The organism is Brevundimonas aurifodinae (assembly GCF_040195595.1).
GTDB lineage: Bacteria > Pseudomonadota > Alphaproteobacteria > Caulobacterales > Caulobacteraceae > Brevundimonas > Brevundimonas aurifodinae.
The window spans coordinates 12,578-24,758 of record NZ_JBEGDD010000015.1; the positions used below are offsets into that span (position 1 = coordinate 12,578).

The 12,181-nt window shown below is 69.2% G+C and carries 12 protein-coding genes, 1 tRNA gene and 1 pseudogene; 5 read left to right on the forward strand and 9 right to left on the reverse strand.

Going from position 1 to position 12,181, the window contains the following annotated elements:
• Positions 1-12 precede the first annotated feature (12 nt).
• Positions 13-852 (reverse strand): division plane positioning ATPase MipZ, encoded by an 840-nt coding sequence (locus ABN401_RS14940; protein ID WP_349685666.1) that lies wholly within the window; start codon positions 850-852, stop codon positions 13-15.
• Between the two features lie 123 nt (positions 853-975).
• Entirely contained in the window at positions 976-1,587 is a 612-nt protein-coding gene (locus ABN401_RS14945) for an SPOR domain-containing protein (RefSeq protein WP_349685667.1), read from the reverse strand.
• Positions 1,588-1,678: 91 nt separating this feature from the next.
• On the opposite strand from ABN401_RS14945, the gene panC reads away from it, so the two are divergent.
• Positions 1,679-2,539: a pantoate--beta-alanine ligase gene (gene panC / locus ABN401_RS14950; RefSeq protein ID WP_349685668.1), complete on the forward strand. Its 861-nt coding sequence runs from the start codon at positions 1,679-1,681 to the stop codon at positions 2,537-2,539.
• Here panC and ABN401_RS14955 read toward each other — a convergent pair.
• On the reverse strand, positions 2,536-3,720 hold the full coding sequence (locus tag ABN401_RS14955; RefSeq protein ID WP_349685669.1) for a cation:proton antiporter: 1,185 nt from the start codon (positions 3,718-3,720) through the stop codon (positions 2,536-2,538). The genes panC and ABN401_RS14955 overlap by 4 nt on opposite strands.
• Before the next feature lie 103 nt (positions 3,721-3,823).
• Between ABN401_RS14955 and ABN401_RS14960 the strand changes: the two genes are divergently transcribed.
• Entirely contained in the window at positions 3,824-4,342 is a 519-nt protein-coding gene (locus tag ABN401_RS14960) for a cytochrome C (RefSeq protein WP_349685670.1), read from the forward strand.
• On the opposite strand, the gene ABN401_RS14965 is transcribed toward ABN401_RS14960, so the two are convergent.
• The 5 genes from ABN401_RS14965 to rpiA all read right to left on the reverse strand — a co-directional run bounded on the left by ABN401_RS14965 (position 4,339) and on the right by rpiA (position 9,599).
• On the reverse strand, positions 4,339-5,109 hold the full coding sequence (locus ABN401_RS14965) for a chorismate mutase (RefSeq protein WP_349685671.1): 771 nt from the start codon (positions 5,107-5,109) through the stop codon (positions 4,339-4,341). The genes ABN401_RS14960 and ABN401_RS14965 overlap by 4 nt on opposite strands.
• A 282-nt stretch (positions 5,110-5,391) precedes the next feature.
• Positions 5,392-5,979, reverse strand: a complete 588-nt coding sequence (locus tag ABN401_RS14970; protein ID WP_349685672.1) for a prephenate dehydratase domain-containing protein — start codon at positions 5,977-5,979, stop codon at positions 5,392-5,394.
• On the reverse strand, positions 5,976-7,346 hold the full coding sequence (locus ABN401_RS14975) for a class II 3-deoxy-7-phosphoheptulonate synthase (RefSeq protein ID WP_349685673.1): 1,371 nt from the start codon (positions 7,344-7,346) through the stop codon (positions 5,976-5,978). Before ABN401_RS14975 ends, ABN401_RS14970 begins: the two co-directional genes overlap by 4 nt.
• A gap of 52 nt (positions 7,347-7,398) precedes the next feature.
• Positions 7,399-8,793 carry a glutathione-disulfide reductase gene (gor, locus tag ABN401_RS14980; protein ID WP_349685674.1) on the reverse strand — a complete coding sequence of 465 codons (1,395 nt, stop codon included), beginning with the start codon at positions 8,791-8,793 and terminating at the stop codon, positions 7,399-7,401.
• 122 nt (positions 8,794-8,915) lie between these two features.
• Complete coding sequence (gene rpiA / locus ABN401_RS14985; protein WP_432763570.1) at positions 8,916-9,599, reverse strand: ribose-5-phosphate isomerase RpiA; 684 nt, start codon at positions 9,597-9,599, stop codon at positions 8,916-8,918.
• A gap of 5 nt (positions 9,600-9,604) precedes the next feature.
• Here rpiA and ABN401_RS14990 point away from each other — a divergent pair.
• A pseudogene (locus ABN401_RS14990) lies at positions 9,605-9,691 on the forward strand (hypothetical protein); the annotation flags it as partial.
• A 52-nt stretch (positions 9,692-9,743) separates the two neighbouring features.
• Here ABN401_RS14990 and glmU read toward each other — a convergent pair.
• Positions 9,744-11,081 carry a bifunctional UDP-N-acetylglucosamine diphosphorylase/glucosamine-1-phosphate N-acetyltransferase GlmU gene (glmU, locus tag ABN401_RS14995; RefSeq protein ID WP_349685676.1) on the reverse strand — a complete coding sequence of 446 codons (1,338 nt, stop codon included), beginning with the start codon at positions 11,079-11,081 and terminating at the stop codon, positions 9,744-9,746.
• 198 nt (positions 11,082-11,279) lie between these two features.
• On the opposite strand from glmU, the gene ABN401_RS15000 reads away from it, so the two are divergent.
• On the forward strand, positions 11,280-11,993 hold the full coding sequence (locus tag ABN401_RS15000) for an HAD-IA family hydrolase (RefSeq protein ID WP_349685677.1): 714 nt from the start codon (positions 11,280-11,282) through the stop codon (positions 11,991-11,993).
• 56 nt (positions 11,994-12,049) lie between these two features.
• A tRNA-Val gene (locus ABN401_RS15005) sits at positions 12,050-12,124 on the forward strand.
• The last annotated feature ends 57 nt before the right edge of the window (positions 12,125-12,181 follow it).

Sequence of the window (12,181 nt, forward strand, 5' to 3'; positions counted from 1 at the left end):
GCGTTCATCCGATCAGGCGGCGGCATCGAGGGCGGGCAGGCTGACGTCCTCCAGCCCCAGGGACTGCATCAGGTTGCGCATCTCCTGGCGCGCCGCGACATGGGCCAGGGACACGGCGACCGGCCGCACCTCGTTGGACAGGTCCGCCACCGTCAGGCCGAAGGGGAACAGCTCGCGATAGATCACGCGGTCGCGCAGGCCCGGTCCGACGCGGAAACCGACCCGCTTGGCCAGCTTCAGCATGCGCTCTTCCAGACGGCGACGATTGCGCGCCTCGGCCACGGCCAGGCGGTTGGTGACAACGACCCAGTCGATGGCGGCGTGACGGCCTTCCTTGATGGCGCGGTGCTTTCGCGCCTCCCACACGCTCTCGGAATAGGTCGAGGGCTTGAGCAGATCCAGCGTGACCGGATCGACCGTGCCCAGCATGTCGAAATCGACGAAGCTGTCGTTCATGGGGGTCACGATCTGGTCGGCGCGGGCGTGAGCCGCCCGCGACAGAGGTGTGTCGCCGCCGGGCGTATCGATCAGGATGACCTCGGCGCCCGCGCCTTGGGCCTCGGCGAACGCGGCGTCGAAGCGGGCGATCTGCTCGGCCTCGTCGGCCCTGGCCAGCGCCTTGCCGTCCCCCAGATCGGGCTCGACCGGCATGGGCAGAACCACGTTGTTGGCGGCGGTCCAGGCGGCGCGGTGGGCGAAGAAGTGGCTCATCGACCGCTGGCGCAGGTCCAGGTCCAGGATCGCGACCCGCCGCCCGGCGTGCAGCAGGCCGCACACGATATGGATGGCCAGGGTGGACTTGCCCGCCCCGCCTTTTTCGTTGCCGACGACGATGACCTGGGCCTGACCCATGACGCGCTGCCTCGATGCTGCGCGGCCGACTCACATGCAGGCCGCTTCGATCCCAGACTCGCGGGCCCGGTCTTGAACGTCAACGAAAGGTTAAGCGCGATCTGTGGAACGCTTGTTCGCCGATCAGCCGCGACGAAAGCAGCCAAGCTCGGCCGCGTCGGCGGCGCGGCACACGGCGCGCGCGGCCTCGGCGGAGGCGACGACCTTCAGCCGCGTCAGGGTGCGGCCATCGACGGTGACGGCCTCGAAGGCCGGTGTCAGGCCAGAAACCGCGTCACCGGCGCCGGCGATCCGACCCCAGGCTGCCCGGGCGGCCGCCGGGCTGGAGAAGGCCCCGAGCTGCAGGGTCTCGCCACCCATGTCCGGCCGGATCGCCTCGACGCGCGTCGAGACCTGACGGACCATCGCCTCGGCGACCATAGGCGCGGCGGCCTCGACCATGGCGGGTGCCGCGCGTTCGACCGCGCCGCGCAGGCCCGCGTCTCGGGCGTCCCACAGGGCATGGGGGTCCAGCACCTCGATCCGCAGGGCCCCGGGAGAGGCCACCTGCGCGGCCGACACCATGGCCGGGCGTAGGCCGGCCTCGGCGGCGGTCCGCGTCGGCGCGGGACCTCCATCCAGCGGGATTTCGGCCACGGACCGGGCCAGGTTCTCGAACCGGTTGGGATCGCTCTCGACGAAGCCGCACGACGAAGTCGCGAGCCCGATAAGGCCGATCAGGACTGGACGGAGCATTCTGCCGGGCGTCATAAGCCGACCCTTAGCGCGGCACCTTTTGAAGCCCCGTGCACGAACACGCTTAAGTCGAAGGGTTAATCCGGTAAGCATGAACAGGCCCTCTCCCCTGCCTATCGCGCGAACCGCCGATGCGTTGCGCGAGACCGTGCGCGGATGGCGTCGTCAGGGACTGACCGTGTCCTTCGTGCCGACCATGGGCGCCCTGCACGAGGGGCACCTGACCCTGGTTCGCGAGGCGGGCCGGAGAGCCGACCGCGTCGTCGCCAGCGTCTTCGTCAACCCGACCCAGTTCGCCGCCCACGAGGACCTGGGCACCTATCCCCGCCGCGAGGCCGAGGATGCAGAGCTGCTCGCCGCCGCAGGTTGTCAGTTGCTGTTCGTCCCGACCGTTGAAGAGATGTATCCGGACGGCTTCACCACCAGCGTCAGCGTCGGCGGCCCGTCGCAGGGGCTGGAGACGGACTTTCGCCCGCACTTTTTCGGCGGGGTCGCGGTGGTGGTGGCCAAGCTGCTGAACCAGGTCCAGGCCGACGTCGCGGTTTTCGGGGAGAAGGATTATCAGCAGTTGCTGGTCGTCCGTCGGCTGGCCCGCGACCTCGACATCCCGACCGAGATCGTGGGGTCGCCGACCGAGCGGGACGGCCATGGCCTCGCCCTGTCATCGCGCAACGCCTACCTGTCCGACGACGACCTGGCGAGGGCCCGGCGGCTGAATGGCGTCCTGGCTGAGGCGGCCGTCAAGGCGGCGGACCGTCGGCCCCTCGCCGCAGTTGAACGTGCGGCCTACGCCGAACTTCTCAAGGCCGGGTTCGAGCGGGTCGACTATGTCGCCGTTCGCCGCGCCGAGGACCTCGCGGTGTTCGCCAACGGGGTGATGGACGCGCCCGCCCGCATCCTGGCCGCAGCGTGGCTGGGCAAGACGCGGCTGATCGACAACATGGCGGTCTAGGACGCCGCCAGCCGCGCCAGCCGCGGCTTGACCATCGGAACGGTCAGCATCGTCGAACCCACGGCCATGAGAAGCAGCGCCGTGAAGGTCTCGTTGGTGATGATCGCCTTGTCGAGCAGGATGTTGGCGAAGATGATCATGATGAGCGCCTTGGTCTGCAGCAGCCATCCGATCACGGCCGCCTCCCCCTTTGGCCACTTCAGGATGCGCCCGGCGAGGTGAACCCCGGCCAACTTGCCCGCGACCGCCGCGACCAGCAGCAGGGCGGCCGCGCCGAAGACGGCCACACCACCGACATCCCACTGGGTGCGCAGGCCCGTCGACAGGAAGAAGACCGGCATGATGGTCATCAGGACGATGTGGCGGAAGCTGTCCATCTGGCGCTCCTCGAACAGGTCCTTGTCCAGGACCACGCCCGCCAGAAAGGCGCCGACCATGTAGTGCAGCCCCGCCCAGTCGCCGACGAAGCCCATCGCCGCCAGCCAGATCAGGCCGACGTACCACCGGTCCGTCTGGGGGACGCGGCGCATCAGGGCGCGTATGGCGATCGAGGCGATGGGGAAGCCGACGAGGAAGGCGGCCTGCCGCCCCAGCCGGTCCCAGTCGAGGATGATCAGGGCGAGAACACCCCAGATGGCGATGTCGTCCAGGCTGGCGTAGCGCAGGACGCGCTGGCCGAGGTCGCTCCTGAGCACGCCCAGCTTGTCGAGGAACAGGACGAGGATCGGCAGCGCCGTGACCGCGCAAGCCATGCCCATACCCGCCAGCACCTGCCAGCTCTGGCCGCGCTCGCCCACCCAGCCGGGAAACTGGAGGAGCACTGCAGCGGCGGCGCAGCCGAACAGCAGAGGCGTGACAAGCGCCAGGCCCGCCGTCACCCCGGTCTCGGCGCGATTGGCCCAGGCGGCCTTCAGGTCGAGCTCGATGCCCGCCAGCCAGACGAAGATCATCACTGCCCACCAGGCGACACCGTTGAGGGACTGGATGACCTCGGGCCGGAAGACGAAGGCGTAGTAATCCGGGAACACCGCGCCCAGCACGCCCGGTCCCAGCAGGATGCCGCCGATGATCTGAACCACCACCAGCGGCGCGTAGTGATCCGTCCGGAACAGCCGCCAGACCAGATACGGGACGCTGAAGATGATCAGCATCGCGATGAGAAAGATCTCGGTCGTGTTCATGCCGGCCCCGGAAGCATCGCCCAGAGCATAGGCGATTCCGGCCAGGCTTGACCAAACATGGAGACTCCCCTTCCCTGCCGCTGGGATAACGGGGGACTGTCAAATGAACAGATCAATGACGGCGCTCGCCTGCGCGGGCTTGGCGATGCTGCTGGCGGCGTGTGACGGCAGCGTCACCAAGACCGACAGCGCGACGGCAGAGGTAGGCGCGACGCCGATGGTGCTGGCCGCCAGCGACATAGAGGCGGGGCGGTATCTGGTGCTGATCGGCGGCTGTAACGACTGCCACACGCCTCAGTACGCCATGACGAACGGGGCCCAGCCGCCGGAAACCGAGTGGCTGAAGGGCTCGACGGAGGGCCACACCGGGCCGTGGGGCACGACCTATGGCAAGAACCTGAGGCTGACGACGCAGCGGCTGAGCGAGGACCAGTGGGTGGAGTTGCTGGCCACCGGCTCCAGCCTGCCGCCCATGCCGTGGCCGAGCGTGCGCGCCATGTCGGAGGCCGATAAGCGGGCAATGTATCGCTACATCCGCCAGCTGCCGGGCGATGCCGGTGAGCAGGCACCGGAGCCCCTGCCGCCGGGTGCCCCGCCCGCTCCTGCCGCGCCGGCCGCCTAGGCGATCGCGCCGACGCAGCCCTCGGCGTCGCCGGGGGTCAGCCGGGCATCGGTCAGGGCCAGGGTCCAGCCGTGGTGGGTGTTGAGCCCCCAGCGGCGCGCACCGCCGCCGTCGCCTGCGTCGCCACCGGCAGTGACGATGACGCTGCGGCCGGTCGGAAGGGCGGCAGGGTCGATCTTGCCGACGGCCAGTGAGCTCGGCTGGCCGCCCGCCTGGCCGAAGCCGTCGAAGACGCTGAGGCTGGACCAGTCGCGACGCAGACCGACCCACCACGGATCGTCCGTGTTCACGGCCAGGACCGCGACGCCTCGGCCCTCGGCGGCGAAGGCGAGCGCGGCCTGGGGATCACGCACCATGCGGATGGACGCTGCCGTGCCGAAGCGATGGCGGGCCCCGTCGAAGGCGCGGGTGGGGTCCACCGGGGCCCAGACATGGACCTGAAGCTGGCCCTGCTGGGCCAGACCCCAGCCCACGATCTCGCGCCACAGCCCCTCGACGGCTGCGACCTTGTCGGGATCGGCGCGGGCGAGGACGCGGCTGAGGACCGTCTGCTCACGGTCGGGGCGCAGCTTGGTGTGAGGGCCGTGCGGCGCGTCCTTGGCCAGGCCCACCTTGGCGGCGATGGCCAGGCGCGTCTGGAACAGGGCCAGCATCTGGTCGTCGATGAGATCGATCTCGTGGCGCAGGGCGGCGAGCGCCATCTGCTCGGGAGACATCTCGGCGGGGTTCATCTCGGGCCAGACGGGCTGGAGGATGGATTTCGACATGGGATCAGGGCTTTCGATACGGTCATTTCGATGAGGGGTGCAAGAGCGCGCCGCCGCCCTGGATCAGGGCGGTCGCCGGCGAGGCTGTCAGGTGCGAAGGAGCGCGCCTGGCCTCAGCCGGCGTATCGAAAGCCGTAGAAGCGGTAGCCGAAATAGAGCGAGCCGGCCGCGCGCGAACGGGGCGAAAGGGCACGAAGGCAAGCGCGCGGGGACATGATCAGGCTCTGTTCGCGGGCCATGGGCGGCCCGTATCGCCCTAATTCACGCAAGGATCGTGCGTCGTCAACCCGGTTCGTGCGCGAGCAGAACAAAGCGCGTGCGGTTCTCGTCGGAATCCTGAAGGTCGTTGCGCAGAATCGACAGGCCGTAGACCTCTGCCGCGGCGACCGGGGCGAGCGCCGCCCGGGTACGGTCGCCGAGTTCGGAGACTTCGCGGGCGGCACCGGCGGTGTCGAAGGCCTCCACGACCTCCAGCCCCAGGCCGGCCAGCTTTCCGGTGCATTGCCGCAGGGCGACCGGGTGGCTGTGGACGGTGCGCAGGTGAGACAGTTCGGCACCCGCGACGGCCATCAGGGCGATCTGGATCTTGCGCCAGACCTCCGCGACCACGGGAAGGCCGGCCGAGGCGACCAGGGTCGCGGCGGGTTCGACCACGCCGATCGTCGAGTTCTCGACCGGGATGAGGGCGCAATCGCAGGCCCCCGATTTTACGGCGTCGATCGCCTCGGCGAAGGTGGCGAAAGGGACATGCTCGTCCCAGGGACGCAGCTCGACGCAAGCTTCGTGGCTGAAGGCACCGGGCGCGCCCTGGAAGGCCGTGCGCCCTGCCCGGCGATCGCCCTCTGGTCGACCGATGCCGTCCGTGGTCACGCCGCCGCCGAACGCGCCAGACGGCCGGTCTTCAGTCGCTCGGCGATCAGAAAGGCCAGCTCCAGCGCCTGGTCCGCGTTCAGACGGGGGTCGCAGTGGGTGTGATAGCGGCTGGACAGGTCGTCCTCGGTCACGGCCTGGGCCCCGCCGATGCATTCGGTGACGTTCTGGCCGGTCATCTCCAGATGGACGCCGCCGGGGTGGACGCCCTCGGCCTCGGCCACGTCGACGAAACCCTTCACCTCGCCGATGATCCGGTCGAAGGGACGGGTCTTGTAGCCGCTCTGCGCCATCAGGGTGTTGCCGTGCATCGGGTCGATCGACCAGATCACCCGCTTGCCGTGGGCCTTCACCGCCTTCATCAGGCGCGGCAGGCGGTCGTGGACCTTGTCGTGACCGAAGCGGCCGATCAGCGTCAGGCGCCCGGGCGTGTTGTCCGGGTTGAGGGCGTCGATCAGGGGCAGCAGGTCGTCCGGCTCCATCGAGGGGCCGCACTTGACCCCGATGGGGTTCTTGATGCCGCGCATGAACTCGACATGGGCTCCGTCCAGCTGACGGGTGCGCTCGCCGATCCACAGCATGTGGGCCGAGGTGTCGAACCACTCGCCCGTCGCCCCGTCCAGCCGCGTCAAAGCGCTCTCGACGTTCAGCAGCAGGGCCTCGTGCGAGGTGAACACCTCGACGCGGCTGAGGTCCGGGTGCGTCTCTGGCGTGACGCCGACGGCTTCCATGAAGGCCAGGGCCTCGGCGATCTTGTCGGCAAGCTCGCGATACTGGGTGCCCACCCCCTGGTCGGCGAAGCCCTGGGTCCAGCGATGGATGTTGTAGAGGTCCGCATAGCCGCCGCCCGCGAAGGCCCGCAGCAGGTTCAGCGTCGAGGCCGACTGATTGTAGGCGCGCAGCAGCCGCTGAGGATCGGGGGTCCGCTCTTCCGGGGTGAAGGCCGAGCCGTTGATGTTGTCGCCGCGATAGCTGGGCAGGGTGACGCCGTCGATCGTCTCGATCGGGGCCGAGCGGGGCTTGGCGAACTGGCCGGCGATGCGACCGACCTTCACCACGGGCTTCCTGCCCGCGAAGGTCAGGACCACCGCCATCTGCAGCATCAGGCGGAAGGTGTCGCGGATGTTGTCAGTCGAAAATTCCTTGAAGCTTTCGGCGCAGTCACCCCCCTGGAGCAGGAAGGCGTCGCCCGCCTCCACCGCCGCGAGCCGGTCCTTGAGCCGTCGCGCCTCACCGGCGAACACCAGGGGCGGCAGGGCTCGCAGCTCGTCCTCGACAGCCTGAAGCGCGCGCGCGTCCGGATAGTCGGCCGGCATGTGCAGGCCGGGCCTGGTTTTCCAGCTCTCGGGCGTCCAGCGGTTGGTCATTGCGTCAAGATAGTCGTCTCGCGCTTGCGAGACAATGAATGTGCGCTCGCAGTCATCCAGCGTTCGTCTCCGCCGTCTGTTTGACCTTCAGCGTCACCAGCTCTTCGGCCATGGTGGGGTGGACGGCGCAGGTGGCGTCCCACTGGGCCTTCGTCAGGCCGGCCTTGACGGCGATGGCGGCCAGCTGGATCATCTCCGGAGCCTCCGGCCCGACGATATGCACGCCGACCACGCGGTCGGTCCCGGCGTGGACCACCAGCTTCATCAGCATGCGCTCGTCCGAGCCGGTGAAGGCGTATTTCATCGGCCGGAAGCGGGTGACGTAGACATCGACGGCACCTTCGAAGGCGCGGCGCGCCTCGTTCTCACTCAGGCCCACGACCCCGACCGGCGGCTGGCTGAACACGGCGGTGGCGACCGCCTCGTAGTCGAAGGCCTGGGGGTTGTCGCGATAGACGGTCTCGTGGAAGGCCACGGCCTCGCGGATGGCGACGGGCGTCAGGTTCATGCGATCGGTGACGTCGCCGATGGCCCAGATGTTCTCTGCCGTCGTGCGGGACAGATCGTCGACCTTGATCGCGCCGTCGTCATCGAGCTCGACACCCGCCGCCTCCAGCCCCAGACCCTTGACGTGCGGCGTCCGGCCGGTGGCGAACATGACGACGTCGGTTTCCAGCTCCATGCCGTTCTCGAGCACGTTCAGCAGGCCGCTCTCCGTCTGGCGGATTTCGGTATGCTGGCAGCCCAGGATGACCTTGATGCCGCGCTTCTCGATCTCGCCGGCCAGATGGGCGCGCACGTCGTCGTCGAAGCCGCGCAGGATGTTCGGGCCGCGATAGATCAGCGTCGTCTCGACGCCGAGGCCGGCGAAGATGCCGGCGAACTCGACCGCGATGTAGCCCCCGCCCGCGATCAGGATGCGCTTGGGAAGCGCCGGCAGGTGGAAGGCCTCTTCGGAGGTGATGGCGTGCTCGATGCCGGGCAGGCTCTCGGGCATCCAGGGACGGCCGCCCGTGGCGATCAGGATTTTCTCGGCCGTGACGGTCAGATCGCCGCCGTCCTCGCCCTTGCCGGCAATCACGACGGTGTGGGCGTCCTTCAGGACGGCGCGACCGTGGATCAGCTCGACGCCGGCCTTGCCCAGATTGGCGACGTAGATGCCCGACAGGCGGGCGATCTCGACGTCCTTGGTTTCGATGAATTTGGGCCAGTCGAAGCGGGCGTCGATGGTCCAGCCATAGCCCTCGGCGATCTCGAAGGCATGGGCGAAGTCCGAGGCCATGACCATGAACTTCTTGGGCACGCAGCCCCGGATCACGCAGGTGCCGCCGACGCGGTGCTCTTCGGCCACCGCCACCCGCTTGCCGCCCAGCGCCGTCAGACGCGCGGCCCGGACACCGCCGGAACCGGCGCCGATGACGAAGAGATCGTAGTCATAGGTCGTCATGGCGGGCTCCGCATTTCAGACGTCGCAAACAGAGTCTGAATAGTCTGAAACGGCTGAAATCCCGTTCTCAAACAAGGCTTGGGGTCGGTGGAGGTAGGGACCAGAAAGGCTCGCGGCAAGGCTTAGGGGGTCAACAATTCCACGCCGTCGGCCCCCCCGATGATCGCCTCGTCGGCGAGGTCGAGGAACAGGCCGTGCTCGACGACACCGGTGATCAGCTTCAGGTCGTCGGCCAGGCGGACGGGGTCGTGGATGGCCTGGCATTTCGCATCGTAGATCACATTGCCGCCGTCGGTGCGGACCACGCCGCGATCGGCCTGGCGCAGGCGGGCGGGCATGGCGATCTCGTGATCGATCAGCACGTCCATGATGCGGTTGGCGGTCGCCTTGTGCCCGAAGGCGACGACCTCGATCGGCAGGGGAAAGGCCCCCAGCACGGGCACCACCTTGGCCGCGTCGGCGATGACGAGGCAGCGGTCCGACGCCTCCCACACCAGTTTCTCGCGAAGCAGGGCCGCCCCGCCGCCCTTGATGAGGGCCAGCCCGGGCCCGACCTCGTCGGCGCCGTCGACGGTCAGGTCGATGCGGGAGACGTCCTCCAGCGTGGTCAGGGGCAGACCGAGCTCGCGGGCGAGGTCGGCGGTCTTCTCTGACGTCGGGACGCAGCGCAGGTCGGTCAGGCCGCGCGCCGCCAGCGCCTTGACGAACCAGGCGGCGGTGGAGCCGGTGCCGAGGCCGACGACCATGCCGGGCTCGACGCGCAGTGCGGCGGCCTCTCCGGCGAGGCGTTTCTGGAGGTCAGACACGGACAATCCTCCCTCGCGAAGCGGGGGAGGGGGACCGCGAAGCGGTGGAGGGGGCAAGCCGCGCACGCCGGCGTCTGGGGCCGCCCCCTCCACCACCCTGCGGGCGGTCCCCCTCCCCCGCTGCGCTGCGCTTGCTGGGGAGGATCATCGTCTAGACTCCTTCTTCGCCCTGGCCTTCTCGCGGAACACCGCGCCCGCCCCGTCCTTGACCACCTGCCGCGCCCGCCCGAACGCCATGGCATCGGCCGGAACGTCTTCGGTTATGACCGAGCCCGATCCGACGATCGCCCCCGCCCCGATCGAGACCGGCGCCACCAGCGCGCTGTTGGAGCCGATAAAGGCCCCCTCGCCCACCTCGGTGCGGGCCTTGTTGAAGCCGTCGTAGTTGCAAAAGATCGTGCCCGCACCGACGTTGGCCCCCGCACCGACCGAGCCGTCGCCCAGATAGGACAGGTGGTTGGCCTTGGCGCCCCGCTCCATCCGCACCGCCTTCACCTCCACGAAGTTGCCGACCTTGACGTCCTCGGCCAGGTCCGCGCCGGGGCGCAGGCGGGCGTAGGGACCGACCTCGGCGCCCGAGGCCACCGTCGCGCCCTCGATGTGGGAGAAGCTGCGGATGCGGGCCCCCTCGGCGATCCTCGCGCCCGGGCCGAAGACGACATAGGGCTCGATCACCGTTCCCGCGCCGATCTGGGTGTCCCAGGCGAAATGGACGGTGTCGGGCGCGCTCATGGTCACGCCGGCGGCCAGGAAGGCGTCGCGCTGGACCTGCTGGAACAGAGCCTCGGCCTGGGCCAGTTCTCCTTGCGCGTTCACGCCCATGACGGCGTCCTCAGCGGCCATGACGGCGCGGGTCAGGGCCCCCTGGCCGCGCGCGAGGGCGACGACGTCGGTCAGATAGTATTCGCCCTTGGCGTTGTCGTTGGTGACGCGGCCCAGCAGCTCGAACAACAGCCGGGCGGGCGCGGCCGTGACGCCGGAGTTGCAGGTGGTGAGCGCCAGGACCTGAGGCGACGCCTCCTTGGCCTCGGTGATGGCGGCCAGGGTGTCACCCTCCATGACCAGACGGCCATAGGCGCCGGGGTCGCGGGCCTCAAAACCGATCACGGTTACCCCCTCGCCGCCGAACACCGGCGCGATGTCGGCGGCGCGCAGCAGGGGCACGTCGCCGTAAGTCACGACCACCTCGCCGTCGAAATCGGCCAGCAGGGCCTCGGCGGCGCGGACGGCGTGGCCGGTGCCGAGCGGCGGGTCCTGGACGGCGATGGCGTGGGCGCCCAGACGACGCTCGACGTGGGCGCGAACCTCGGGCGAGTGGGTGCCGACCACGACGATGATCCGCTCGCACCCCAGCCCCTCGGCGGCGTCGATGGCATGGTCCAGCATGGCCCGGTGGCCGACGGGGTGCAGCACCTTGGGCAGGGGCGACCTCATGCGCGTGCCCTGGCCGGCGGCGAGGATGATGGCGGCGCGTCTGGTCATGAATCGGTCCGGCTGAGCGTTACGCGTCGTCTACAATGCGCGCACCGTCATTAGAACCGTCATCCTCGAGCTTGACCCGAGGATCGGACGCCGTGCAACGCAGGCGCCGGCAGCCGAGACGCGTTCGCGACGCTCCGAAGAACGGTGTGGCTGATGGTCCGATCCTCGGGTCAAGCCCGAGGATGACGAGGTGAATCGATGATCGAACAGGACCTGATCGGCTGGACCATCGGCTTCGACCTGGACGGCACCCTGGTCGAGACGCACGAGGACCTGATCGGCACGCTGAACCGGATGCTGGCCATGAAGGGCCTGCCGCCCTGCGCGGTCGAGGGCGCGCGCGACCTGATCGGGGCGGGGGCCACGGCCCTGCTGGTCCACGGCTTCGAACGCGCGGGGGCCTCGGTCGAGGCGGCGCGCGACCCGGCGCTGCTGGAGGCCTTCCTCGCCGACTATGTGGAGCATATCGCCGACCACTCCGTGCCCTATGACGGCGTCGTCGAGACGCTGGAGACCCTGGCGGCGCGCGGCGCGACCCTGGTGGTCGTGACCAACAAGCGGTCGGACCTGTCGGAGTTGCTGCTGGGCAAGATCGACCTGACCCGTCATTTCGCCGCCATCGTCGGCCCCGACCGGGTCAGCGCCAGAAAGCCCTCGGGCGCGCATCTGGTCGAGGCGGTCAAAAAGGTCGGCGGCGATCCGGCCCGCGCCATCATGGTCGGCGACGCCGCGCCCGACGTCGGCACGGCCCGCGACGCGGGCTGTCCGGTGATCGGCGTCACCTTCGGCTACACCCCCGTGCCGATGGAGGACCTGGAGCCCGACGTCATCGTCGACGCCTTCGAGGACATCGAAGAGGCGATCGACATGCTGGTGGTCGACCACTACGTCCTGAAGGCGATGGCGGGCTGACGAGGCGCTTGCCACCCCGGACCGCGCGGGCTATGTCCCCGCCTCCCCGATGGCATGGATGCGTAGCTCAGCGGGAGAGCACCTCGTTCACACCGAGGGGGTCACAGGTTCAATCCCTGTCGCATCCACCATTCCCGGCCCTAACGAAGCGCCGCCCCCTTGCATCACGGCCAAGCTGGCCGCTCTAT